Below are 23,917 nucleotides of genomic sequence, written 5' to 3' on the forward strand. Positions count from 1 at the left end.
TATAAGCTGTTTTTCAAAGTGAAAAATGTTAATATTGAAACATAAAAATTGAACTAACTTTCAATTTCATCATTTTCTAAAACCTGCTTTGCCCATATTAAAGCGTCTTCAATAGTATCAAAAATTTCGAAGGGTTTAGAAATAAATAAGTTTTCTATTTCGGCATTTCTAGCAGAAAGTGAAGTTGAAATCACACCAAAACCTTTTAACGTTTTTAAATCGTTTACAAAAGTGTATTTGGTAACATCTACAGAATACGATTTTTTACGGTGTGTTAAATACACAAAAGGTTGGTCTTTAAAATAATCTAAACAAGTATTTGCTATTTGCTTACTGTAATAGTAATCAATATGAATGCCTTCGTTAATTATGGCAATAACAACGCGATCTTTAAATTCTAAGCTACAAAAATCTAATTTTACTATTTTAGACATTACTTGTTAAGTAGTTGGTTAATAGGTGTTTACTAAAAATACAAAAAACCTGATAATTTTGCAATTATCAGGTTTAATTTTTAAAGGTTTTGTAATCCTATTCTTAAGATTCCTTTGTTTTTTCTGAAGTTTCTATAGAAATTGTAATTTCATTTGAACTTTTATCTAAATCCATTACAATCTTATCGCCTTCGTGTAATTTTGAAGTAATTATTTCTTCAGCTAAGGCATCTTCAATATATTTTTGTATTGCACGTTTTAAAGGTCTTGCGCCATATTGTTTGTCAAAACCTTTTTCAGCAATAAACATTTTAGCCTCTTTAGTTAATTGTAATTTGTAGCCTAAACCATCTATGCGTTTTAGTAGCTTATCAAGTTCTATATCAATAATCTTGTTAATATCTTCTTGTTCTAAAGCATTAAATACAATGACATCGTCTATTCTGTTTAAAAATTCTGGTGCAAAAGATTTTTTTAATGCATTTTCTATGACACTTCTTGCATTTGCATCTTCTTGCGCCTTTTGCGAAGAAGTACCAAATCCTATACCTGTACCAAAATCTTTTAATTTTCTGGCACCAATATTAGAAGTCATAATAATGATAGTGTTTCTAAAATCTATTTTTCTTCCTAAACTATCAGTTAAATATCCATCATCTAATACTTGTAATAACATATTAAAGACATCTGGATGCGCTTTTTCAATTTCGTCTAGAAGAACTACAGAATAAGGTTTACGTCTTACTTTTTCTGTAAGTTGTCCACCTTCCTCATAACCAACATATCCTGGAGGAGCACCAATTAATCTAGAAATTGCGAATTTTTCCATGTATTCACTCATGTCTATTCTAATTAAAGACTCTTCGCTATCAAATAATTGTTTAGAAAGTACTTTTGCTAACTGTGTTTTACCAACACCAGTTTGTCCTAAAAAGATAAACGAACCAATTGGTTTATTTGGATCTTTTAATCCAGCACGATTACGTTGAATTGCTTTAACTACTTTAGTTACTGCATCGTCTTGACCAATTACTTTTCCTGTAATAAGTTCTGGTAATTGTGCTAATTTATTACTCTCGGTTTGAGCAATTCTATTTACAGGAACACCAGTCATCATAGAAATAACATCTGCAACGTTATCTTCTGTTACAGTTTCGCGGTGTAATTTGGTTTCTTCTTCCCATTTTTCTTGAGCAACAGCTAGTTCTTTTTCTAGACGTTTTTCGTCATCACGTAATCTAGCAGCTTCTTCGTATTTTTGCTTTTTTACTACCGAATTTTTAGTTTCTCTAACTTCTTCAAGCTTTTTTTCTAGCTCGATAATCTGCTTAGGAACATCAATATTAGTAATATGCACTCTAGATCCAGCTTCATCTAAAGCATCTATAGCTTTATCTGGAAGAAAACGATCTGTCATGTATCTATTAGTAAGTTTTACACAAGCTTCTATAGCTTCTGGTGTATACTCTACATTATGATGATCTTCATACTTAGGCTTAATATTATTAAGTATTTCTATAGTTTCTTCAACACTAGTTGGTTCGACTATTACTTTTTGAAAACGACGCTCTAATGCACCATCTTTTTCTATGTATTGTCTATATTCGTCTAGTGTTGTAGCGCCTATACATTGTATTTCGCCTCTTGCTAATGCAGGTTTAAACATATTAGAAGCATCTAAACTTCCTGTTGCGCCGCCAGCACCAACTATTGTGTGAATTTCATCTATAAATAGAATAACGTCATCATTTTTTTCTAGCTCGTTCATTACAGCTTTCATTCGTTCTTCAAACTGACCTCTGTATTTTGTACCTGCAACTAAACTGGCTAAGTCTAATGTAACAACGCGTTTGTTAAATAAAATTCTTGATACTTTTCTTTTAACAATTCTATTAGCTAATCCTTCAGCAATTGCAGATTTACCAACACCAGGTTCGCCAATAAGTAATGGGTTGTTCTTTTTACGTCTAGAAAGAATTTGAGATACGCGTTCTATTTCTTTTTCTCTTCCAACAACAGGATCTAATTTACCTTCTTCTGCCATAGCAGTAAGATCACGTCCAAAATTATCTAAAACAGGAGTTTTAGATTTTTTATTGGTTTTAGATGTTGGTGAGTTAAATATGTCTTTTGATGCATCATCTTGTTGTGCATCATCATCAGGAAACTCTGCTTTTGGGCTTCCTGTGATATCATCGTAGTTGTCGTCGTTTGTAATCATAGACTTAAATTGATCTTTTACATTATCATAATCCACTTTAAGTTTATTTAATAACTTGGTCGTAGGATCATTTTCGTTTCTTAAAATGCACAATAGTAAATGTGCTGTATTTATCGATGTACTTTGAAATAATTTAGCTTCTAAAAAAGTAGTTTTTAATGCACGTTCTGCTTGTCGCGTTAAATGCAAGTTTTTCTTTTCGTTAGAAGTTATTGTTGTATTTGGGTTTGCAGGACTTAATATTTCAACTTTACGCCTTAAATGATTTAAATCAATATCTAGCGCATTTAAAATATTTATTGCCTTGCCATTACCATCTCTTAAAAGTCCAAGCATAAGATGTTCTGTACCTATAAAGTCGTGCCCTAATCTTAAGGCTTCTTCTTTACTGTAAGCTATTACATCTTTTACTCTTGGTGAAAAATTATCATCCATATTATATTCCTTTCTGCTTTAAAAATAGTAAACATTATTAGTAATGTCAAAAACTATACCTTAAATAATATGTTAATTATTAAAACGATGAAAGTAAGAATAATTAACAAATAATTGTTAATAGAGTTATTAACTAAAAACTAGTGTAAAATTGTTAATAAAAATCGTGAAAAAACATCGTAAATGTCCTGTGAATACTCACGAAAGTTTTATATTAGCGTGTTTTGAAATAATGAATATAACTAATTAATATATATATGGCAGAAGGAGAAAAACTCATTCCGATTAACATTGAAGATGAAATGAAATCAGCCTACATTGATTATTCAATGTCGGTCATTGTGTCACGTGCACTTCCAGATGTAAGAGATGGTTTAAAGCCAGTACATAGACGTGTACTTTATGGTATGCACGAATTAGGTGTAAGATCTAATACAGCACATAAAAAATCTGCAAGAATAGTTGGAGAAGTTTTAGGTAAGTATCATCCACACGGAGATACTTCGGTATATGACACCATGGTGCGTATGGCACAAGAATGGAGTTTACGTTATATGCTTATAGATGGTCAAGGTAACTTTGGATCTGTAGATGGCGATAGTCCTGCAGCAATGCGTTATACGGAAGCACGTATGCGTAAAATATCTGAAGACATGTTGGCAGATATTGATAAAGAAACTGTAGATCATAAGTTAAATTTTGACGACACGTTAGAAGAACCAACTGTTTTACCAACACGTATTCCAGGTCTTTTAATTAATGGTGCATCTGGTATTGCAGTAGGTATGGCTACTAATATGCCACCTCATAATTTATCTGAAGTTGTTGATGGTACAATAGCATATATAGATAATAACGATATCGAGATTGATGAGTTAATGACTCATATAAAAGCTCCAGATTTTCCAACAGGAGGAACTATTTATGGATACGATGGTGTAAAAGAAGCTTTTCATACAGGTCGCGGACGTATAGTCATGCGAGGAAAAGCAAACATTGAAGAAGTAAATGGTCGTGAGTGTATTATCGTAAATGAAATACCTTATCAAGTTAATAAAGCAGATATGATTAAGAAAACTGCAGACTTGATAAATGATAAAAAATTAGAAGGAATATCTTCAATACGTGATGAATCTGACCGTAACGGTATGCGAATTGTTTACGTATTAAAAAGAGATGCTATTCCTAATATTGTACTTAACAAACTATATAAATATACCGCTTTACAATCTTCATTTAGTGTAAATAATATTGCATTAGTTAACGGAAAACCAGAATTATTAAACCTAAAAGATTTAATACATCATTTTGTAGAGCATAGACATGATGTAGTAGTAAGACGTACAAAATACGAACTACGTAAAGCAGAAGAACGCGCTCACATTTTAGAAGGATTAATAATTGCTTCAGATAATATAGACGAAGTTATAGCTATTATTAGAGCTTCTTCTAATGCAGATGAAGCTAGAGAAAAGTTAATAGAACGTTTCAAACTTTCTGAAATACAAGCAAAAGCTATTGTAGATATGCGTCTACGTCAATTAACAGGACTAGAGCAAGATAAATTACGTAGTGAGTATGAAGAAATAGTAAAAACTATAGAAGACTTAAAAGATATCTTAGATAAAAAAGATCGTAGAATGGATATCATTAAGGACGAGTTATTAGTAGTTAAAGAAAAATATGGTGACGAGCGTAGATCTGTTATAGAATATGCTGGAGGAGATTTAAGTATTGAAGATATGATCCCAGACGAGCAAGTAGTAATTACTATTTCGCATGCTGGATATATTAAACGTACATCTTTAACTGAATATAAAACACAAAATAGAGGCGGCGTTGGCCAAAAAGCTTCTACTACAAGAAACGAAGACTTTTTAGAGCATTTATTTGTTGGAACAAACCACCAATATATGTTGTTCTTCACACAAAAAGGGAAGTGTTTCTGGATGCGTGTTTACGAAATACCTGAAGGTTCAAGAACATCAAAAGGTAGAGCAATACAAAACCTTATTAATATTGAACAAGATGATAAGGTTATGGCATTTATCTGTACTCAAGACCTAAAAGATGAGGATTACATAAATTCTCATTATGTCATAATGGCAACTAAACAAGGTCAGGTTAAGAAAACAGCTTTAGAGCAATACTCTAGACCTCGTACTAACGGAATTAACGCAATTACCATTAAAGATAATGACGAGTTACTAGAAGCAAAACTTACAACAGGAAACAGTCAAGTAATGCTAGCTTTAAAATCTGGTAAAGCTATTAGATTTGAAGAAGCTAAGACACGTCCAATGGGTAGAAATGCTTCAGGAGTTAGAGGTATTACTTTAGGTAGTGATACAGATGAAGTAATAGGAATGGTAACGATAGAAAATCCGCAAGAAGAAACAGTTCTTGTAGTATCAGAAAACGGTTATGGTAAAAGAACTTATATAGACGATCCAGAAACTGGAGACGAAATTTACCGTATAACAAATAGAGGCGGTAAAGGTGTAAAAACAATATCTATTACAGAAAAAACAGGTAATCTAGTAGCTATAAAAAGTGTAACAGATTCTGATGATTTAATGATTATAAACAAATCGGGAATTGCAATAAGATTAGCACTAGAAAACTTACGTATTATGGGTAGAGCTACTCAAGGTGTTAGACTAATTAATCTAAAAGGAAAAGATTCTATCGCAGCAGTCGCAAAAGTGATGAAAGACGAAGATGAAGAAACTGAAGATATAGAACTAACAGATCTTGAAAATACAGAAAATTTAGATAGTGGCACAACTATTGATACTAACGAAGAAGAATAACATTTAAATTAAAAATCAAACTAAGTAAAAAAATGAAAAAACAATTGATTATAGCTTTAGCTTTATTTGTATCTGTATTTTCTTTTGCGCAAAAAAAAGAAATTAAAGCATTAGAAAAAGCAGTAAAAAGCAGCAATTTTGCTGAGGCAAAAACTATTGCATCACAATTAAACTCCCAATTGTCTGCAATGGATGATAAGCTAAAAACTAAATTCTATTTAGCTTCTGCTCAAGCATTTTATGCTAATGGTACAGCAAGCGGAAACGATTTGGATAAAGCAATAGAAAATGTAGTAAATGCAGGAGCAGAAGGAGCAGAGTTTAAAAGAACAATGGAAAATGATCTTTTAACAAAAGCAAATAACTTTTATACAAACAAAAAATTTAACAAAGCTGCACAAATTTTTAAAAGTATGTATAAAGTAAATCCAGAAGCTCAAGATTATTTATACTATGCAGCAGTAAGTTACATAGGTGCTAATGATTTTGATAATGCATTAGATGTATATTTAGAATTAGATAAATTAGGATATACAGGAGAACAAACTGTTTATGTTGCAACAAACAAAGAAACAGGAAATGTAGATTCTTTCAACAGTAAATCTGAAAGAGATTTATATGTAAAAGGAGGAACACATACTAATCCTGCTGACGAAACTTCTGAGTCTAAAGCTGCAGAAATCACTAAAAATATTGCATTAATTTATGTGAATAAAGGTGAAAATGATAAAGCATTAGCAGCAATAGAAAAAGCTAAGCAAGCAAACCCAGAAGATGTTAACTTATTAATTAATGAGGCTAATATTTATTTTAAAATGGGTGACGAAGCTAAGTTTCAGTCATTATTACAAGCAGCAGCTCAAAAAGATCCAAACAATCCAGAATTACATTATAATATTGGTGTAATTTATATGAATAACAAAGAAATTGAAAAAGCAAGAGCTTCTTTTGATAAAGTGTTAAGTATAAATCCAGCCAATGCAGATGCAGCATTAAACTTATCTACGACATATTTAGAAGAAGGAAATGCTTTAATCGAGCAAATGAATTCTTTAGGAACAAGTAGAGCAGATGATTTAAAATATGAAGAACTTAAGAATAAAAAATCTTCGTTATTTGAAAAATCAGCACAAACTTTATTAGATTTCAAAAATAAAAACACGAACGCTCCAAACTCAATATTAGAGCAGTTACGTAATATTTATCAAGCTTTAGGAGAAACTGAAAAAGCTAAAGCAATTTCAGCTGAATTAGAAGGTAGATAATTAATTTATAAACCTATAAAAAAGCTTCCCATTGGGAAGCTTTTTTTTTATTTATATAATCTTTTTAATGACTCTTAATTTGTGTGTATGCATACGTTTATCTGCGTTGTAAATACCAGAATGATCTAATCGGTCAATTCTAACTTTTCCATGAGCGTGAATTATATAATTGTCTTGCATGATAATACCAACGTGTATAATATTACCTTCATTATTATCAAAAAAAGCTAAATCGCCAGGCTCACTTTCTTCAATAAAACTTAAAGCTTCACCTTGTGTCGCTTGCTGAGAGGCGTCTCTTAATAATTTATAACCGTTCAATTTATAAACCATTTGAGTAAATCCACTACAATCTATTCCAAAAGGTGTTTTTCCGCCCCAAAGGTAAGGTGCGTTTAAGTATTTAAATGCAGTTGTAATAATATTTGATTTAGGTTGTATTATATTGCAAAAAGGACCTTCATAAGTGTGTTTAAGCGCATCCAATCCATTTAAGGTAGACCCTAAAACAATAGTGTTTAGTTGTTCGTTTTCATCTTGAATACATTCTACTAAATCTGTACTTACTTTAAGCGGATTATCATTTAAGCTTTTGTATAAAACTTCGTCTATTTCAAAATATTGTTTATTATCAATCCAGCCTTCATATTTATCAAAAGCTAGTCTAATTCTACTCCATTTTTTACGTTGCTCTAAGATTTTAAAGGTGTCTCCGTATAAAACTTGAGACACCATTTCGGAAGTATCGTCAGATTCTAATCTAAGAGGAACAATGCTTAAATTACAAATTCCGTATTGCATTATATTTTTTTAGTGACGTTCTAATACTAAAGCAGAAGCTCCTCCGCCACCATTACAGATAGCTGCAGCTCCTATTTTTGCATCGTTTTGTTCTAAAACATTTAACAACGTAATTAATATTCTTACTCCAGAACATCCTAATGGGTGACCTAAAGATACAGCGCCTCCATTTACATTAACATTAGAATCGTTTAAGCCTAAAATTTTCATATTAGCTAGACCTACAACTGAGAATGCTTCATTAAATTCAAAGTAATCAACATCTTCAATTTTAACACCAGCTTTATCTAAAGCTTTTGGTAATGCTTTTGCAGGAGCAGTAGTAAACCATTCTGGTTCGTGTGCAGCATCTGCATAGCCTTTAATTGTAGCCAAAGGTTTTAGACCTAATTCTTTTGCTTTATCAGCACTCATTAAAACCATTGCTCCAGCACCATCATTTATTGTTGATGCATTTGCAGCAGTCACTGTACCTTCTTTTGTAAAAGCAGGTCTTAAAGCAGGAATTTTTTCTAATTTAACATTAGTATACTCTTCATCTTTAGAAACAATTATTGGTTCTCCTCGACGTTGTGGTACTTCTACAGGAACTACTTCATTATCAAATTTTCCGTTTTCCCAAGCATCTGCAGATCGTTTGTAAGATTGTATGGCATAAGCATCTTGATCTTCTCTTGTAAATCCGTATTTATCTGCACAAGCATCTGCACATACTCCCATTGCGTTTTGGCCGTAAGCATCTACTAATCCATCCTTTTGCATACCGTCAATTAATGTTGCAGGACCAAATTTAGTTGCAGATCTTGCATGAAAATAATGCGGAATTAAGCTCATATTTTCCATTCCTCCAGCAACAATAATGTCTGCATCTCCTAAAGCTATACTTTGGGCAGCTTGCATTACGGTTTTCATACCAGAAGAACATACTTTATTTACTGTTGTACAAGGTACTGTGTTAGGTATACCTGCATAAATAGCTGCTTGTCTTGCTGGTGCTTGACCAACTCCTGCTTGTACCACATTACCCATTAATACTTCTTGTACTAATTCTGGTTTTAAATTAATTCTTTCTAAAGCTCCTTTAATAGCTATAGCACCAAGTTTAGGTGCAGATACTGTACTTAAAGCTCCTAAAAAACTACCAATTGGTGTTCTTGCTGCAGAGACAATTACAACTTCTTTACTCATAAATTTTTCTGTTTTTAATATTGCAACGAAATTACTAATTTTTTAGTAAAATTTAGACCATTCTATACTTTATAACTCATTATTAAGTCTATTTATTTGTTACTTTTGAAAAAGTTTAGACTAATTATATGGAATACAGCATTAATACATTTTATAAAAATCATTCTCACATATATAAAATTTTACTTTTTATAGCTACAACTTTTTTAATTGTATTTATGTTTCCTAAAAGCGGAAGGTTTAAATATAATTTTGAAAAGGGCAAACCTTGGCAAACAGAAAATTTATATGCACCTTTTGATTTTGCTATTCAAAAAAAGCCTGCTGATTTAGCAAAAGAGAAAGAATTACTTAAACAACAATCTTCAGCTTATTTTAATAGAGATAAAACTGTAAAAAATGATGTTATCAAAAACTTTAATTCAGTTTTTGATAAAACATTTAACGACACATTACAATTTAAAACCGAATTAAAAAATCAAGCATTAAGTATTATTTCTAAATTCTACGAATACGGAATTATAAACGAAAATTTAAAATTTTCTAATAATAAAAAAATTGTAATTCTAGAAGACAATCAAGAAGTTGAAGCAACAGAGTTTAAAAATTTATATAATCAAACCGAAGTTAAATCTACAATAGAAAATACGTTAACAAATGTGTTTTCTAATTCAAGTAAAAATGCATTAATAGCTGTGTTCTTTAATGTAATTAAACCTAATTTAACCTACGATAAAACATTAACAGAAAATGTTTTAAATGAATCTTTACAAACTGTATCTATAAATAGAGGTGTTGTAGAAAAAGAAACCTTAATCATTTCTAAAGGTGAAATTGTTAACGATAATAAATTTCAGATATTAAATTCTTTATCAAAAGAATATGAATCCAAAGATTGGACAAAATCCAATTACTATTGGATAGTCTTTGCTTATACATTATTAGTGGCATTAGCACTTTTAATGCTATTGCTTTTTATTAGAAAATATAGATTAGATGTTTACAATAATAATACTAAAGTGACATTTATTTTCTTCAATGTTTTAGTTGTAGTTTTATTAACAACACTAATTATTAATTACAAATCTGAATATGTTTATATAGTCCCAATAGCTATTTTGCCACTTGTGTTAAAAGCCTTTTTTGATGCGAGATTAGGACTGTTTACTCATGTAATCACAGTTTTATTATTAGGATCTATTGTGCCTAATAGTTATGAGTATATGTTTTTACAAATTATAGCTGGAATAGTTACAATTTTAACCGTATCCGAGCTGTATAAGCGAGCAAATTTATTTATCTCGGTTGGACAAATTACATTAATTTATATTATAGCCTACTTTGCATTTTTTGTTATTCATGAAGCAAGTATAGAAAACATTCACAAGCAAACCTTTGTATTGTTTATCTTATGTGGTTTAGCAACTCTATTTGTTCAACCATTAATTTACATATATGAAAAACTTTTTGGTTTAGTGTCAGATGTTTCTTTATTAGAATTATCAGATACAAACTCTAGATTGTTAAAAGAATTGTCAAATAAAGCACCAGGAACGTTTCATCATTCTTTAAATGTAGCCAATTTAGCTGAAGCTTCTGCTAACGAAATAAATGCTAATGCTATGCTTGTAAGAGTAGGAGCATTGTATCACGATATTGGCAAAATGAAAAATCCTACTTTTTTTACTGAAAATCAATCGTCAGGAATAAATAGTCATGATGAATTATCGCCTAAAGAAAGTGCTCAAATTATAATAAATCACGTTATTAACGGAATTGAAATTGCTAAGAAAAATAATTTACCAGACAGAGTAATTGACTTCATTAGAACTCATCACGGTACAAGTCAAGTTTATTATTTCTATATGAAAGAAAAGGCTAACAACGAAGATGTAAACATAGAGGATTTTACATATCCTGGTCCAAAGCCATTTAGTAAAGAAACTGCAATATTAATGATGTGTGATAGTGTAGAAGCTGCCTCAAAAAGTTTAAAAGAACCAACATCATCAAAGATTGATAATTTTGTTGAAAATATCATAAATAAACAAAAAGACGAAGGACAATTTTTAAATGCGGATATTACCTTTAAAGAAATCGAAGCAATAAAAAAGGTGTTAAAACGCAAGCTAGCAAACATTTACCATCTAAGAATAGAATATCCAGAATAAAATTCTAAAAAAAAGATTAAAAATTGTTGTGTTCTACCATATGAAACATTACATTTGCATCCGCAATTTTGTTGCAAAGTTCATTAAATGAATTGGAGAGGTGGCAGAGTGGTAATGCAGCAGCCTGCTAAGCTGTCATCCTTAGGGATGCCCGGGTTCGAATCCCGGTCTCTCCGCATTAGATAACCAATTTCGGGGTGTAGCGTAGCCCGGTTATCGCGCCGCGTTTGGGACGCGGAGGTCGCAGGTTCGAATCCTGCCACCCCGACATTTTATCGGTCGCGTAGCTCAGTTGGATAGAGCATCTGCCTTCTAAGCAGACGGTCACAGGTTCGAATCCTGTCGCGATCACAAAAAGCCTTACTAATTTTAGTAAGGCTTTTTTGTTTGTGGTTAAAAATTAGTTAAGTCTACTATAATTTTATGATTTTGGTTGTATTTTGTAGTTAAAAACGCTTGAAATTCATAAAATTCACTAAAAAAGGTATTTACTGCATACCAGGAAAATTTTATTTAGATCCATGGTATCCTGTAGATTATGCTATAATTTCTCATGGACACGCAGATCATTCAAGATGGGGAAATAAGCATTATTTGTGTCATCAGGACTCAAAAAACATACTGCTTCATCGCTTAGGTAAAGACATTTCAATAGAAACTTTAAATTTCAATGAAATAAAAACTATAAATGGTGTAAAAGTTTCATTTTATCCTGCAGGACATATTATCGGTTCTGTTCAAATAAAGCTTGAATATAAAGGAAAAGTTGTTGTGTTTTCTGGTGATTACAAAACAAATCCAGATTTTATAACGACACCTTTTGAGCCAGTAAAATGTCACGAATTTATTACAGAAAGCACTTTTGGTTTACCAATTTACAGTTGGAAAGCAGAAACTGTATTACAAAACCAACTACAGCAATGGATTGTAAACAACCAAAAACAAAATAAAACTAGTGTGTTTTTTGGTTACTCTTTGGGTAAAGCGCAAAGAATTATGTCTTTAGTAGATGGAATTGATGAGGTTTATGTGCATTCAGCAATAAACAATTTAAATCAAGCTATTTCTAAATCTGGAATTATTTTACCAAAATCAAAACTTATCACTTCAGATTTCAATAAAAAAGACATTCAAAATAAAATAGTAATTCTTCCTCCAGCTTTATTGGGCTCTAATCTTCTCAAAAAGATTCCTAATGCAGCAACTGCTATTTGTTCTGGTTGGATGCAAATAAGAGGAAATAGACGTTGGAAAGGCGTTGATGCTGGCTTTGCAGTTAGTGATCATGCAGATTGGGACGGACTACTTTCTGCTGTTAGAGCTACCGAAGCTGAGAAAGTTTACGTCACTCATGGTTCGCAAGCTGTATTTTCTAAGTATTTAAATGAAATTGGTATAGAAAGTCAAGAAGTTGTCACGGAATATGGTACAGAAGACAACGAAGGTGCAAAAGACCAACAATTAACAACTGCTAGCTAATGAAACAGTTTTCACAACTCATAAATTCATTAGAAATCACCAATAAAACTAATGCCAAATTAGATGCATTAGTCAATTTTTTTGAAACTACTTTAGATAAAGATAAACTCTGGCTAATTGCTTTATTTACAGGAAAAAGACCTAAAAGACCTGTAAAAACATCTTTATTAAAACAATGGTGCATTGAAGAAACTGATCTACCAGAATGGCTGTTCTTAGAATCTTACAGCACGGTTGGTGATTTAGGAGAAACCTTGTCTTTATTATTGCCAGAACCTTCTAATACGATTGATAAACCGTTACATATTTATATGGACGAGCTTAAGCAACTTTCAACTAAACCTGATGATGAAAAAAAAGCTTATGTGTTGAATGCTTGGCGACATTTAGATACGCAACAACGCTTTATTTTTAATAAGTTAATTGGTGGAAGTTTTAGAATTGGCGTCTCTAAAAAAACTTTAGTAAATGCACTTTCTAGACTAACCAATGTCGATGCCAACCAACTGATGCATAGTATTATTGGGCAATGGGACATCAATTCTATTTCATTTGAAGACTTAATAAACGGTTCGCATATCAATTACGATAATTCAAAACCTTATCCGTTTTGTTTAGCATATAGTTTGGAGAAAAATCTTGACGAATTAGGCTCAGTTTCAGACTGGCAAGTCGAATATAAATGGGACGGAATTAGAGGTCAAATCGTAAAACGAAATAACGAAATTTACATTTGGTCAAGAGGCGAAGAGTTGGTTACAAAACAATTTCCCGAGCTAGTTGAAATTGTTTCAACCATAAAAGAAGATTTTGTATTAGATGGCGAAATTCTTGCTGTTAAAGATCAATCTGTGTTATTATTTAACGACTTACAGAAGCGATTAAACAGAAAAACCATTTCAAAAAAACTATTACAAGACGTACCAATTGGCTTTTTTGCTTACGATATTTTAGAAATTAATGATGAAGATTTAAGAGCGAAAAGCCTTCAGTTTAGAAGAAATACGCTTGAAAAACTCTTTAGTGATAATCAATTATCAAAACCAAATTTTAAACTTTCAGAAGTCATTCAATTTGATAAATGGGAAGAATTAAATGTGATAAGAAATGAAGCCAGATTGCATAATAGCGAAGGATTAATGCTGAAACAAAAACAATCTAAATATCATGTTGGTCGTAAAAAAGGCGATTGGTGGAAATGGAAAGTAGACCCTTTAACCATTGATGCAGTGATGATTTACGCGCAAAAGGGTAGCGGTAGAAGAAGTAGTAAATACACAGATTATACGTTTGCGGTAAAAACAGAAGACGGTTTAGTAACAGTTGCTAAAGCCTATTCTGGCTTGACAAACGATGAAATTACCGAAATTTCTAGATGGGTTAATAAAAATGCTATCGAAAAATTTGGTCCTGTAAGAACTGTAAAACCAAAATTAGTTTTTGAGATTGCTTTTGAAGGTATCGCTTTTAGTAAACGTCACAAAAGTGGAGTAGCACTACGTTTTCCAAGAATAAAACGCTGGCGAAAAGATAAACCCGTTTCAGAAATTGATACTATAGAAACTGTTAAACAACTTATTACAAATCCGTTAGATGTCTAAGTTTAAAAATTCTACTGGTTACAAAATTATAGAGAATTGGATGCGTCAAAACGAATGGCAACCATTTGATTTTCAGTATAAAACTTGGTCTAAATATTACACTAAACATTCTGGTTTAGTCGTAGCTCCAACAGGTTTTGGTAAAACGTTTTCGGTGTTTCTAGCGGTTGTTATCGATTATTTAAATCATCCAGAAACCTATAAAAAAGGACTGAAATTAATTTGGGTTAGTCCGCTTAGATCGTTAGCTAAAGACTTAGCCAAAGCAATGACAAATGCGGTTGAAGATATTGGTTTAGATTGGCAAATTGAAGTTAGAAATGGTGATACACCAACCAATATCAAACGTAAGCAAGAACGCTTGATGCCAGACGTATTGATTACTACGCCAGAGACTTTGCATTTAATGTTCTCGCAAAAGAAAAATTCACGTTGGTTTAAACATCTTAATTGCATTGCGGTAGACGAGTGGCACGAGTTATTAGGTAATAAACGTGGTGTTTTAACCGAATTAGCCATCGCAAGATTAAAACAGTTATCGCCAAAACTTCAAGTTTGGGGAATTACTGCAACCATTGGCAATTTAGACGAAGCTCAGCAGGTTTTAATGCCTTATAAAGATTTAAAAACCATTCAAATTAAAGCGAAATTAAAGAAGAAAATCGACATCATTTCAGTCTTACCAGACCAAGTCGAAACGCTTCCTTGGGCAGGACATTTAGGTCGAACAATGAGTTCTAAAATTATACCTATAATCTATGAAAATACCACGACGTTAATATTCACTAATACAAGAAATCAAAGTGAATTATGGTATCAAATCATTCTTGAAGAAGCGCCAGATTTAGCTGGATTGATTGCTATTCATCACGGATCAATAGATAAAAAACAACGTAATTTTATTGAAGACGCAATTGCATCAGGTATTTTAAAAGCGGTAATTTGTACAAGTTCTTTAGATCTTGGTGTAGATTTTAAGCCTGTAGATTGTGTCATCCAAATAGGCTCAGTTAAAGGTATAGCGCGCTTTTTACAACGTGCTGGTCGTAGCGGTCATTCGCCTTTCGAGACTTCTAAAATTTATTTCGTTCCAACGCATTCTTTACAATTAATTGAAGTTGCTGCTGTCAAAGAAGCTGTAAAACAACAACAAATCGAAACACGATCACCAATTGTTTTGGCTTACGATGTTTTGGTACAATTTTTAGTCACTTTAGCTGTTGGCGAAGGATTTAAAAAGGACGAAGTTTTCCAACTTTTACAACAAACACATGCTTTTTCGTATTTAACCGAAGACGATTTTAATTGGGCAATTCACTTTATAACAAAAGGCGGTAACACATTATCCTCTTATGAAGAATTTCATAAAGTAATTTTAGATACAGATGGTTTGTTTAAGGTAAAAAGTAAACGAATAGCCATGTTACATCGCATGAATATTGGTACAATTGTTAGTGACGCGATGTTAATGGTAAAATTCTTTTCTGGTGGTTATATTGGTATGATAGAAGAGTTTTTTATCTCTAAGCTAAAAAAAGGCGATGCTTTTGTTTTAGCTGGTCGCGTATTACAACTAAAGCAAATTAAAGATATGACGGCTTTGGTAACTTTAAGTAAGTCTAAAAAAGCCATTACGCCAAGTTGGAAAGGTGGCTCGTTGCCATTAACATCGTATTTAACACACTTTTTAAGGTTAAAGTTAAGCGATGCTTTACAAGCTAAAACATCTGAAAAAGAGCTTAAATTTTTAAGACCATTATTGCAACGTCAAAATAAAGCATCACAAATACCTAAAGCTAATCAATTTTTAGTCGAATTAATCACTACAAAAGACGGATTTCACCTGTTTATGTATCCGTTTGAAGGCAGATTGGTTAACGAGATTTTCGCTGCATTAATGGCGTATCGCATTAGTAAATACAAACCCTTAACCTTTAGCATTGCTTGTAATGACTATGGTTTTGAACTATTAAGTGATCAAGAATTACCTTTAGATGAAGCTAAAATTCATCAAATATTATCAATTGAGAATTTAATGGAAGATGTTGTGGCGAGTATAAATGCTAGTGAAATGGCAAGCCGAAAATTTAGAGATATCGCTGTTATAGCTGGTTTAGTTGTACAATCGCAACCAGGACAACGCAAAACGAATAAGAGTTTACAATCGTCTTCTGGTTTGATTTTTAGAGTTTTAGAAGAAAATGAGCCTTCAAATTTATTAATCAGACAAGCTTATACCGAAGTTTTTAATCAAGAATTAGAAGAAGTGAGATTACGTGAAGCATTTAGTAGAATTAAAAATAGTGAGATTATTATTAAACATTCAAAATCGTTTACACCATTGAGTTTTCCGTTAAAAGTAGATGGTTTAAGAGGCACGATGACAAACGAAGATTTGCAAAAACGTATCGAGCGCATTAAAAAACAGATGCTTAAATTTGAAGAATGAAACAATTAGCGACGATTAGTTTAAAATTTGCCAATCAAAACTTGGTGCTAACCAACCAACGTGCGCTATTTTGGAGCGAACAAAACGCATTAGTCTTAAGCGATTTGCATATTGGTAAATCGGCTACATTTAGAAAAAATGGTATACCAATTAGTCAGTCTGTTTTAATTGAAGATTTACAGCGTTTAAAGGCCTTAATAGATTATTTTAAAGCTGAAAAGCTAATTATTGTTGGTGATTTATTTCACGCAGAAGTCAATAAAGATATAGACTATTTTAAAGAATGGTTGTTACAATTTGATAATTTAAAATTGCAGTTAATTATTGGTAATCACGACAGACTTTCAGAGACATTATACGAAGACTTAAATATCGACATTTTTAAACCAAGTTTAAATTTAAGTCCATTTACTTTTGTTCATGATTTATATGAGTGTGAAGAGGATGAATTTTATATTTCAGGACATATTCATCCAGGATATGTGTTGAAAGGAAAAGGCAAACAGTTTATAAAATTACCATGTTATCAAGTGTTTGACAATCATATTGTATTGCCAGCTTTTAGTAAGTTTACAGGCTTAAACACTAATAAAACGGATAAAAAATGCACTAATATTGTGTTTACAGAAGATGCGATTTTTAAAATTTAAGCTTTTGTGCAGTGTATAACAATTTTGTTGTTGTCTTCATCTGTAGTAAAAAACAAATAGTCAGTTCCGCCATCTTTTACTTTAAGTTTTTGTCTTAATTGTGCAACAGTTTCAGGGAAGTTTCTAGTCGTAAAATTAGCTTTGTCAAGTTTAAATTGCTGTTTAAATCTTTTCTTATTGTAAGGCGCAATTGTTTCAATTTTAAAACGTCTTCCAGGGAAATCTATTAATTGCTCATTTGTGTATAAATGCGAGTGTTTATGCAATTTAAACACGTTTAATTGCTCTGCAATACTGTTAAACGCACCAGATTTTAAAACTGCTGAATTTGGTTCGTATAAATAGGTTAGTGGTTTACTGTAATTAACCGTTGCATTAGCTTCTTCATTTAAGAAAAACACGAAATTATGTTTTTTATCCTTTTTAATATTTGTGGTTATAATTTTAACCGATTGGTCAAAACCTTTGTCTAAAATCCATAACAGTTCTTTTACCTCATTATTTACTGCAATACAATGAATTTCTTTTACAAAATCAAGTTCTTTTATACCCAAAGAAATGTCTAATAACGGCGATGTTTTAATCATGATGTTGTTAGATTTTTCAAATAGATTATCTAAATGTTGTGGAACATTAGGTAAACAATCAGATAGCATAAATACTTTACCTTTTGCATCGTTACGACGTGAAGGGTCAATGTAAATCCAGTCGTAAGTAGTATCGTTATTTATGATGTAATCTATTCCATTAGTGGCAACACAATTTATATTTTCAATTTTAAAAACGGAGTTATTGTGAGCAACAATTTTAGATAAATCGGTATTAAGCTCACAATGCATAACAGTTTCAAATTGTTTAGCAAAGTAAAAACAGTCTACACCAAATCCGCCAGTAACATCAATTAGGCTTTTTCCTTTGATCAAAGACGCTTTGTGTTTAGCGGTAACTTCAGAAGATGTTTGCTCAATATTTAGTTTGTTTGGATAGTAAATATTATCAGTTTCAAACCAAGTATTCAGCTTGTTTTTACAACGGTTTTTAGCTTCAATTTGATTAATAATTTCTGAAGAAATTTCAGAAGAAAAATGAAGACCTTTCAATATTAATTCAGAGATATTTGAATTAATATTATTTTTTATAAACTCTTGAATTTCAATATTTAATATTTCTTTATTGAAATTAATCATTTAATCCTTCTGTAAGTTTGTTTACTACACGATATTCGCTTAAAAATTCTTTAGCAATTACTTTTATGGCAGTATAAACTGGAATAGCAACAATTAGTCCGACAATACCAGAAATTAGTCCTGCAATAATGATGACTAAAAAGATTTCTAAAGGATGAGATTTTACACTTTTAGAGAATATAAAAGGTTGACTAAAAAAGTTGTCTACTAATTGCGCGATAATAAAACCAATCATTACATATATGGTTTTTGGCAAGATGACATCGCTAAAACTTTGTCCTAAATTACTAGACATACTTAATAGCACTAACAATGCAGCACTAATTACTGGTCCTAAATACGGAATAACATTTAGTAAAGCACAAAGTGTAGCAATTATTATGGCGTTTTCTATGCCGAATAGGAATAGCACAAAAGAATAAATGGTAAATAAGATAAGTAATTGCAGTAATAAACCACCAAAATATCTAGTTAGTAAATCTCTTATAGTTACAAACGATTTTCTAAGCTTTTTTTCGTGTTTTTTAGGTAAAATGGTAATTATTCCATTACTCATTAATTTACTGTCTTTTAAGAAGAAAAACGAAATAAATAGCACAGAAAATAATCCCATACTAAAGCTACCAAAACCAGAAATTACCGAGTTTAAAAAGTCTGGAATAAATCCAAAATTTAGATTAGACATAAATTTTGAATCTTTTAAAGACGCCTCAACATCAGTTGTATTTAAACCAAAGTGGCTAATAGCTTCAATATAAAGGTTTTCTACATTACTTTGAAGTTTGTCAATTTCTAATAAAGATAAGTTGTTGCCTTGTTCAATTATTAAAGGAATAAAAAGACTAATTAAGCCAAAAACAAATATTAAAAATAGGGTAATAGTGACAACAACAGCAAGTGTATCTGGAAACTTAAGTTTTGTTTTTAAAAACACAACGATAGGTCTGCCTAAAAGTGCTACAATACCAGCAATAGTAATATATACAATTACGCTTTGTATTTTGTAAATAAACAATCCTAGAAGCGCAATACCCAAAATTATTCCTACAGCGCGAAGGATTCCGTTAGAGATAGTTTTTGATGTCATACTGTAAATATATAACTATTTAGCCATAATTTGTTTAGTCATTTCGTAAAGCGCAATGCTAGTAGCTTGTACCACATTCATACTGCTATTTTGTCCAAACATATCTATGTGAATAATTGCGTCACTAATGCTTAAAATCTGGTCTGAAACTCCAAAATTTTCATCACCAATCACTAACACAATTGGTGCTTTTAAGTTGAAACTAAATTTATGTAATGCTACGCTATTATCTGTGATTTCTAATGAAATAATTTGATGACCTTCGTTTTTTAAATTAGAAATAAAGCCGAAAGCATCTTCTACAACCTGATAATTCACAACTTTTTCGGTAGCTCTAGACGTTTTGGTCATTTTTCTACCTAACGGAATTTCGGTTCCTGTAAACACTAATTCTTTTATACCGAATGCATCTGAAGTTCTAAATAAACTACCAATATTAGGCGCATTAGTTACATTTTGACAAACAATGGTAATAGGAAATGTTTGTTGCTTAAAGTTGGTATTGTAATGGTTGAGTTGCATAAATGATAATAAAACTTAGGCTAATGTTCAAACGCATATTTTACGATGTTTGCGCCCATTTTTAAAGCTTTTAAACGCACGTCTTCAGGATCGTTGTGTACTTCTTGATCTTCCCAACCATCGCCTAAATCACTTTCAAAAGTAAATAAAACCACTAATCTGTCTTCATGATATATCCCAAAAGCTTGTGGTCTTTTACCATCGTGTTCGTGTATTTTTGGTAAACCATCTTTAAATTGAAATGCTGCGCTAAAAATCTCGTGCGTATTAGGTAATTCTGCCAACACTTGATTAGGAAATACTTTTTTTAAAGCTTCTACAACGTAAGGCTGCATACCATAATTATCATCAATGTGAAGAAATCCGCCAGAGATAAGATAATTTCTAATGTTTTCAGCTTCAGTATCATCAAAAATAACATTTCCGTGACCTGTCATGTGAAGCATTGGATATTGAAAAATATCAATGCTACCGGCTTCAACAACTTCTGGTTTTGTGTTCATCGCTGTACCAATGTTTTCGTTACAAAACTTGATTAAGTTTGGTAAAGCTGTTGGATTACTATACCAATCGCCGCCACCTTTATATTTTAAGACTGCTAAATCTTGAGAAAACCCAAAGATTGAACACAGACAAAAACATATGATAAGTTTAAACTTCATAATTATTCGTTTATAAACGCAACGCTGTGACAAGCCACAATAGCAGCAGTTTCTGTACGTAAGCGCGTATTACCCAAAGTTACAGGAATAAATTTATTTTTTATTGCTGTTTCAATTTCATTAACAGAAAAATCGCCTTCTGGACCAATTAAAATTGTGATTTCAGTGTTGGGTTTAATTTCGTTTTTTAGTGATTTTTTATCTGTTTCTTCGCAATGCGCGATAAATAAATCACCAGAAAAGTCTTGATTTATATAGTCTTTAAACGAAATAGGTTGATTTAAAGTAGGCAGATATAGATGAAGCGATTGCTTCATTGCCGATTGTAAAATTTTTTCAAAACGATCTAATTTTACATTTTTCCTTTCGGAATGATCGCAAAAAATAGGCGTGATGCTAGTGATACCAATTTCGGTAGCTTTTTCTAAAAACCATTCGTAGCGGTCATTCATTTTTGTTGGTGCAACAGCTAAATGAAGTTGGTAATCTGTTGGTTTTTTAAATTCGGAATTTTCGATACTTACCACGCAGTTTTTTTGATCTGCAATAGTGATTTTTGCAGTAAAAAGGAATCCTTTTCCGTTAGTGATATAAAGCGTATCACCAACTTTTTTACGTAAAACTTTTACAATGTGTCTGCTTTCGTCTTTAGGAAAAGTAAACGAGTTGTTTTGTTCTGAAATATCTGAATTATAGAATAACTGCATATAATTTTTAAAAACACAAAAATAAAAAAGAGTCTTACTTTTTGATAAAATAAGACTCTTAATTTTAATAAAATTTGTCTATTGATCGTGTCCTGCACAAATAAAATCTCCATGATCTAAATGTGTTTGTAATGCGTTATAACTTATTGTTATTTTATGCATATTTCCAGGATTTCCTGGTGGAACATGGCAAATTGTAATTTTTTTATCGTTATTTGGTTTTTTGCCAGAATTAAGGGAAAAAGCTAATGGTAATAACGATACAGTTACCATCGCATTAATTAAAAATAGTTTCATAATAGCTTGTTTTACGTTTACTAAGGTAAGTTACGTCAAACTATTAATTAACAGTAATATATACGATTAAAAGCTAAATTATTCTTTATAATTAATCTATAACTTTTAAAACTTTAATTTCTTTAATTTTTTTAATTCTGTGTGTTTTTAAAATTACAAAATAAGCTTGTGGCTCTGGTATTCTAACGGTGTAAATTTGTCCAACTTTGTGTTCTAGATTAAACGCTTCTGTTTCTACTTCAATAGGAAGATTACCTTCTTTTAACCAACCAGAATCGCCACCACGTAACGCATTTTTATCCATTGAATATTTTTTTGCTAAATCATCAAATCTAACACCATCTTCGTAAGATTGAAGGATTTCGTTTTTATATTTTACAATAGTTTCGGCATCTAATTTATTGCCATCTAAATACACGTAACTTAGTCTGTAATGACGCTGGTTATCTTTTTCTATGACTTTGTAAACTGTCGTGTCAAATTCACCTTTAACCACTTTTGTGCTACCAACAGATGTGCTTAATAATGCGTTAGCTAGCTTAGATTGGTGCTTTTCTTCATTAAAAATTAGAATCTTATTTTTTCTAGATTTTTTGGTTTCTAAAAATTTTTCGGCTTGTTCTGTAGTTGTTATCGTATCTAAACTTTTAATCAGTTTTTTTTGAGCAGTTGCTGTAAAAGTGATTAAAGCTAGTGTTACTGTAAGTAGGTATTTCATTAATTAAATTTTTAGATTTTTAGTTTTGTTTAAGCAAAAAAACAAAAAAAAGACACAGTAAATGGTCTTTTTTTAAAGGTTATTAACAATGGTTTTAACAATATTAGATTTTTAATCTGGCAGAAGCCATTACATTTTGCGCTGCAAAATCTTTATCTAAGTATTTTAAATAACCAACAATAGCAATCATTGCAGCATTATCTGTGGTAAATTCGAATTTAGGAACATATGTAGTCCAACCGTGTTTAGATTCGCCATCTTTTAAGGCTCGTCGTATTCCAGAATTTGCTGAAACGCCGCCACCAATTGCTATATGTTTAATACCTGTTTCTTTACTTGCTTTTTTTAACTTATCGGTTAGAATACCAATAATGGTATATTGTATGCTAGCGCAAATATCGTTAAGATTTTCTTCTATAAAATTTGGGTTATTTTTTACTTCACGTTGAATAAAATAAAGAATAGCGGTTTTTAAACCGGAAAAACTAAAGTTAAGTCCGTCTACTTTTGGTTTACTAAATTTAAAAGCTTTTGGATTACCTAATTTAGCACGTTTGTCAATTTCTGGTCCTGCTGGATAACCTAAGCCTAATAATTTTCCGCTTTTATCAAACGCTTCGCCAACAGCATCGTCTATAGTTTCGCCAATAACTTCCATATCAAAATGATTAGTCACCTTTACTATTTGAGTATGTCCACCAGAAATAGTCATAGCTAAAAACGGAAATGGTGGTTTATCAAAACCTTCTTCATCTATAAAATGCGCTAAAATATGCGCTTGCATATGGTTTACATCTATTAAAGGTATATCTAATCCATAAGCCAAAGATTTTGCAAAAGATGTACCAACTAACAAGCTTCCCATAAGTCCAGGACCTTTTGTGAAAGCTACTGCACTTAATTGGTCTTTGGTAATTCCAGCTTTTTTTAACGCTTGGTCAACTACAGGAACGATATTTTGTTGGTGAGCACGACTAGCTAATTCTGGTACAACGCCGCCATATTCTTCATGGATTTTTTGACTAGCAATAATGTTGCTTAAAATTTTTCCGTTTTGGATTACAGCTGCAGCAGTATCGTCGCAAGAGCTCTCAATACCAAGGATATAAATATTTTGTGAGTTCATTAGCTTTTTTTAGGCATAATAATTGTTAATTTTGATTTTTTAAATTAACAACTAAATTTACTTTTGTTAACGTATATGCAAAGGTAAAAGTTTCTTTATTAAAT

Annotated in this window: 19 protein-coding genes and 3 tRNA genes; 10 read left to right on the forward strand and 12 right to left on the reverse strand. The window is 31.4% G+C overall.

All coding sequences use genetic code 11. The features are described 5' to 3' along the window. Positions 1-53 precede the first annotated feature (53 nt). Together IFB02_RS12155 and IFB02_RS12160 are read right to left on the reverse strand one after the other, a co-directional pair. Positions 54-434, reverse strand: a complete 381-nt coding sequence (locus tag IFB02_RS12155; RefSeq protein WP_106688623.1) for a hypothetical protein — start codon at positions 432-434, stop codon at positions 54-56. A 103-nt stretch (positions 435-537) separates the two neighbouring features. Next, a complete protein-coding gene (locus IFB02_RS12160; protein ID WP_106688624.1) occupies positions 538-3,090 on the reverse strand; it encodes an ATP-dependent Clp protease ATP-binding subunit in 2,553 nt (850 codons plus the stop codon). A 257-nt stretch (positions 3,091-3,347) separates the two neighbouring features. On the opposite strand from IFB02_RS12160, the gene gyrA reads away from it, so the two are divergent. Both gyrA and IFB02_RS12170 read left to right on the forward strand, forming a co-directional pair. Beyond that, a complete protein-coding gene (gyrA, locus tag IFB02_RS12165; protein ID WP_106688625.1) occupies positions 3,348-5,903 on the forward strand; it encodes a DNA gyrase subunit A in 2,556 nt (851 codons plus the stop codon). Between the two features lie 32 nt (positions 5,904-5,935). Next, entirely contained in the window at positions 5,936-7,168 is a 1,233-nt protein-coding gene (locus tag IFB02_RS12170; RefSeq protein ID WP_106688626.1) for a tetratricopeptide repeat protein, read from the forward strand. Positions 7,169-7,219: 51 nt separating this feature from the next. On the opposite strand, the gene IFB02_RS12175 is transcribed toward IFB02_RS12170, so the two are convergent. Further along, positions 7,220-7,969: a C40 family peptidase gene (locus tag IFB02_RS12175; RefSeq protein WP_106688627.1), complete on the reverse strand. Its 750-nt coding sequence runs from the start codon at positions 7,967-7,969 to the stop codon at positions 7,220-7,222. A gap of 9 nt (positions 7,970-7,978) precedes the next feature. Continuing rightward, positions 7,979-9,157: an acetyl-CoA C-acyltransferase gene (locus IFB02_RS12180; RefSeq protein WP_106688628.1), complete on the reverse strand. Its 1,179-nt coding sequence runs from the start codon at positions 9,155-9,157 to the stop codon at positions 7,979-7,981. 128 nt (positions 9,158-9,285) lie between these two features. Between IFB02_RS12180 and IFB02_RS12185 the strand changes: the two genes are divergently transcribed. From IFB02_RS12185 to pdeM, 8 genes are all read left to right on the forward strand, one after another. Next, positions 9,286-11,328, forward strand: a complete 2,043-nt coding sequence (locus IFB02_RS12185) for an HD family phosphohydrolase (protein ID WP_106688629.1) — start codon at positions 9,286-9,288, stop codon at positions 11,326-11,328. Between the two features lie 94 nt (positions 11,329-11,422). Beyond that, positions 11,423-11,504, forward strand: a tRNA-Ser gene (locus tag IFB02_RS12190). Positions 11,505-11,521: 17 nt separating this feature from the next. Beyond that, positions 11,522-11,596: transfer RNA gene (locus IFB02_RS12195), tRNA-Pro, on the forward strand. A 9-nt stretch (positions 11,597-11,605) separates the two neighbouring features. Continuing rightward, a tRNA-Arg gene (locus IFB02_RS12200) sits at positions 11,606-11,679 on the forward strand. Between the two features lie 105 nt (positions 11,680-11,784). Beyond that, positions 11,785-12,807, forward strand: coding sequence for a ligase-associated DNA damage response exonuclease (locus tag IFB02_RS12205; protein ID WP_106688645.1), 1,023 nt, complete (start codon positions 11,785-11,787; stop codon positions 12,805-12,807). Beyond that, complete coding sequence (locus IFB02_RS12210; protein ID WP_191072813.1) at positions 12,807-14,408, forward strand: ATP-dependent DNA ligase; 1,602 nt, start codon at positions 12,807-12,809, stop codon at positions 14,406-14,408. The genes IFB02_RS12205 and IFB02_RS12210 overlap by 1 nt, the downstream gene beginning before the upstream one ends. After that, on the forward strand, positions 14,401-16,857 hold the full coding sequence (locus IFB02_RS12215) for a ligase-associated DNA damage response DEXH box helicase (protein ID WP_191072814.1): 2,457 nt from the start codon (positions 14,401-14,403) through the stop codon (positions 16,855-16,857). The genes IFB02_RS12210 and IFB02_RS12215 overlap by 8 nt, the downstream gene beginning before the upstream one ends. Then, positions 16,854-17,507, forward strand: a complete 654-nt coding sequence (gene pdeM, locus IFB02_RS12220) for a ligase-associated DNA damage response endonuclease PdeM (protein ID WP_191072815.1) — start codon at positions 16,854-16,856, stop codon at positions 17,505-17,507. The genes IFB02_RS12215 and pdeM overlap by 4 nt, the downstream gene beginning before the upstream one ends. Here the strand turns inward: pdeM and IFB02_RS12225 are convergent. The 8 genes from IFB02_RS12225 to tsaD all read right to left on the reverse strand — a co-directional run bounded on the left by IFB02_RS12225 (position 17,504) and on the right by tsaD (position 23,813). Then, positions 17,504-18,694, reverse strand: coding sequence for a THUMP-like domain-containing protein (locus IFB02_RS12225; protein WP_191072816.1), 1,191 nt, complete (start codon positions 18,692-18,694; stop codon positions 17,504-17,506). The two genes, pdeM and IFB02_RS12225, sit on opposite strands and share 4 nt — an antisense overlap. Next, entirely contained in the window at positions 18,687-19,781 is a 1,095-nt protein-coding gene (locus IFB02_RS12230) for an AI-2E family transporter (protein WP_106688650.1), read from the reverse strand. Before IFB02_RS12230 ends, IFB02_RS12225 begins: the two co-directional genes overlap by 8 nt. A 15-nt stretch (positions 19,782-19,796) precedes the next feature. Then, the gene (locus tag IFB02_RS12235; protein ID WP_106688651.1) at positions 19,797-20,303 is read right to left on the reverse strand and encodes a TrmH family RNA methyltransferase; all 507 of its coding nucleotides are present in this window, start codon (positions 20,301-20,303) and stop codon (positions 19,797-19,799) included. A 20-nt stretch (positions 20,304-20,323) separates the two neighbouring features. After that, the gene (locus IFB02_RS12240; RefSeq protein WP_106688652.1) at positions 20,324-20,965 is read right to left on the reverse strand and encodes a DUF4159 domain-containing protein; all 642 of its coding nucleotides are present in this window, start codon (positions 20,963-20,965) and stop codon (positions 20,324-20,326) included. Between the two features lie 2 nt (positions 20,966-20,967). Beyond that, positions 20,968-21,672, reverse strand: a complete 705-nt coding sequence (locus IFB02_RS12245; RefSeq protein ID WP_106688653.1) for a 16S rRNA (uracil(1498)-N(3))-methyltransferase — start codon at positions 21,670-21,672, stop codon at positions 20,968-20,970. A gap of 78 nt (positions 21,673-21,750) precedes the next feature. Continuing rightward, a complete protein-coding gene (locus IFB02_RS12250; protein ID WP_106688654.1) occupies positions 21,751-21,969 on the reverse strand; it encodes a hypothetical protein in 219 nt (72 codons plus the stop codon). A 91-nt stretch (positions 21,970-22,060) separates the two neighbouring features. Further along, the gene (locus IFB02_RS12255; protein ID WP_106688655.1) at positions 22,061-22,687 is read right to left on the reverse strand and encodes a peptidylprolyl isomerase; all 627 of its coding nucleotides are present in this window, start codon (positions 22,685-22,687) and stop codon (positions 22,061-22,063) included. A 103-nt stretch (positions 22,688-22,790) separates the two neighbouring features. Beyond that, positions 22,791-23,813 (reverse strand): tRNA (adenosine(37)-N6)-threonylcarbamoyltransferase complex transferase subunit TsaD, encoded by a 1,023-nt coding sequence (gene tsaD, locus IFB02_RS12260; RefSeq protein ID WP_106688656.1) that lies wholly within the window; start codon positions 23,811-23,813, stop codon positions 22,791-22,793. Positions 23,814-23,917: the final 104 nt, after the last annotated feature.

This window comes from Mesoflavibacter profundi (assembly GCF_014764305.1).
GTDB classification, from domain to species: domain Bacteria; phylum Bacteroidota; class Bacteroidia; order Flavobacteriales; family Flavobacteriaceae; genus Mesoflavibacter; species Mesoflavibacter profundi.

Excerpts from the sequence above, each read along its gene's own strand:
- IFB02_RS12155 (WP_106688623.1), bottom strand. The coding sequence starts at position 434 with ATGTCTAAAATAGTAAAATTAGATTTTTGTAGCTTAGAATTTAAAGAT.
- IFB02_RS12160 (WP_106688624.1), bottom strand. The coding sequence starts at position 3,090 with ATGGATGATAATTTTTCACCAAGAGTAAAAGATGTAATAGCTTACAGT.
- gyrA (WP_106688625.1), top strand. The coding sequence starts at position 3,348 with ATGGCAGAAGGAGAAAAACTCATTCCGATTAACATTGAAGATGAAATG.
- IFB02_RS12170 (WP_106688626.1), top strand. The coding sequence starts at position 5,936 with ATGAAAAAACAATTGATTATAGCTTTAGCTTTATTTGTATCTGTATTT.
- IFB02_RS12175 (WP_106688627.1), bottom strand. The coding sequence starts at position 7,969 with ATGCAATACGGAATTTGTAATTTAAGCATTGTTCCTCTTAGATTAGAA.
- IFB02_RS12180 (WP_106688628.1), bottom strand. The coding sequence starts at position 9,157 with ATGAGTAAAGAAGTTGTAATTGTCTCTGCAGCAAGAACACCAATTGGT.
- IFB02_RS12185 (WP_106688629.1), top strand. The coding sequence starts at position 9,286 with ATGGAATACAGCATTAATACATTTTATAAAAATCATTCTCACATATAT.
- IFB02_RS12210 (WP_191072813.1), top strand. The coding sequence starts at position 12,807 with ATGAAACAGTTTTCACAACTCATAAATTCATTAGAAATCACCAATAAA.
- IFB02_RS12215 (WP_191072814.1), top strand. The coding sequence starts at position 14,401 with ATGTCTAAGTTTAAAAATTCTACTGGTTACAAAATTATAGAGAATTGG.
- pdeM (WP_191072815.1), top strand. The coding sequence starts at position 16,854 with ATGAAACAATTAGCGACGATTAGTTTAAAATTTGCCAATCAAAACTTG.
- IFB02_RS12225 (WP_191072816.1), bottom strand. The coding sequence starts at position 18,694 with ATGATTAATTTCAATAAAGAAATATTAAATATTGAAATTCAAGAGTTT.
- IFB02_RS12230 (WP_106688650.1), bottom strand. The coding sequence starts at position 19,781 with ATGACATCAAAAACTATCTCTAACGGAATCCTTCGCGCTGTAGGAATA.
- IFB02_RS12235 (WP_106688651.1), bottom strand. The coding sequence starts at position 20,303 with ATGCAACTCAACCATTACAATACCAACTTTAAGCAACAAACATTTCCT.
- IFB02_RS12240 (WP_106688652.1), bottom strand. The coding sequence starts at position 20,965 with ATGAAGTTTAAACTTATCATATGTTTTTGTCTGTGTTCAATCTTTGGG.
- IFB02_RS12245 (WP_106688653.1), bottom strand. The coding sequence starts at position 21,672 with ATGCAGTTATTCTATAATTCAGATATTTCAGAACAAAACAACTCGTTT.
- IFB02_RS12250 (WP_106688654.1), bottom strand. The coding sequence starts at position 21,969 with ATGAAACTATTTTTAATTAATGCGATGGTAACTGTATCGTTATTACCA.
- IFB02_RS12255 (WP_106688655.1), bottom strand. The coding sequence starts at position 22,687 with ATGAAATACCTACTTACAGTAACACTAGCTTTAATCACTTTTACAGCA.
- tsaD (WP_106688656.1), bottom strand. The coding sequence starts at position 23,813 with ATGAACTCACAAAATATTTATATCCTTGGTATTGAGAGCTCTTGCGAC.